Source organism: Mesorhizobium sp. M4B.F.Ca.ET.089.01.1.1, from assembly GCF_004022605.1.
Classification (GTDB): domain Bacteria; phylum Pseudomonadota; class Alphaproteobacteria; order Rhizobiales; family Rhizobiaceae; genus Mesorhizobium; species Mesorhizobium abyssinicae.
Map to the genome: position 1 here is coordinate 1 of NZ_RZOS01000878.1, position 1,176 is coordinate 1,176.

Annotated in this window: 2 pseudogenes; both read left to right on the plus strand. The window is 61.7% G+C overall.

The annotated features are described in order from the left end of the window. Positions 1-59 precede the first annotated feature (59 nt). Positions 60-173 (plus strand): annotated as a pseudogene (locus EN780_RS41065) (restriction endonuclease); the annotation flags it as partial. A 94-nt stretch (positions 174-267) separates the two neighbouring features. After that, a pseudogene (locus EN780_RS39885) lies at positions 268-832 on the plus strand (transposase); the annotation flags it as partial. Between the last annotated feature and the right edge of the window lie 344 nt (positions 833-1,176).

Here is a 1,176-nt window from a genome sequence, read left to right on the forward strand (position 1 = left end):
GATCGGCTCGGTCTCGATCGGGGTATGTTCAAGCGAAGCGTTATGCTGTCGCAAACGCTATTGGGCGACCTGATGTTCAAGGATTCGTCGGCAGTCTGGTAGGGCTAGGAGCGACGAAGGGTGTTTTCGTGACCACCTCGACATTCAGCCCACATGCCCACGAATTCGTGAAGCACCTGTCTCAACGCGTCATTCTGCTCGATGGGCGCCAACTTGCCGACTTGATGTTCGAGCATGGCGTCGGAGTTCGTGTCCGTCGAGCCATTGAGCTACCGGACGCGCCTTTTGCTGACGCACCGGCGCAATCTGAAGGCCGAAGTTCCTCGACCTGGAGAACGCCATCCGCCACTCGCTGAAGTCGTTCGGCATCCGCCTTAGGCAAGGTCGGACGTGGCGCCTTCGAACGCGCGGTACGCCAGGCGGTGGCGGACAATCCGTTGTCGGCCGAGCTGATGGACGCCATGCTGACGGCGCGCGCGGCGCTGTGGCGACAGTACTGCCGGCTGCATGATCTCGTCGTGAGGATCGTCGCGCACAGCGAGCCGTGCCGGCGCTTCATGGCTATTCCCGACGTGGTCGGGTGACGGCGCTCTCCTTCATGACGGCGATCGACGATCCCACGCGCTTTCACCGCTCGCGCGACGTCGCCGCTTACTTCGGGCTGACGTCGCGGCGCTGGCAGTCCGGTTCAACGATCGACATTCAGGGCCGCATCTCGAAGGCCGGCGACGCGGACGTGCGGCGCGCGCTCTATGAGGCGGCGTCTGATGATGCGCTTCAAGGGCAAGGACAAGGTCAAGAGCTGGGGCCAGGACTCGCCAAACGCTCCTGCACTGCAAGGCCGCCGGGCCAAGAGCCAGAACTGTCCAACAGGCTGATTGACGTGCACAAGACAGCATACGCGTCCTTCGGCGAAAGCCTCGCACGAAATACGTGGTGAGGCCCGACGCAACCGGTCGGTGCCAGTCGTCGGCTCTTGTGGGGTGAAGGCTCTGAAACGATAATTTTCCGTTCGCATCGACGGGAGAAGCGAGTGTGGACCACCAGCGGTCACCGCTGCCCCGCGCCAATGGTCGGTCTGCCGGGGCACCGAGTTATAATGGAGATAATCTTCTTTTGTATCTAGGTCGATGATGATATCCGTCATGCCTGCCAAAATGAGTCGGCGCTGGGCAC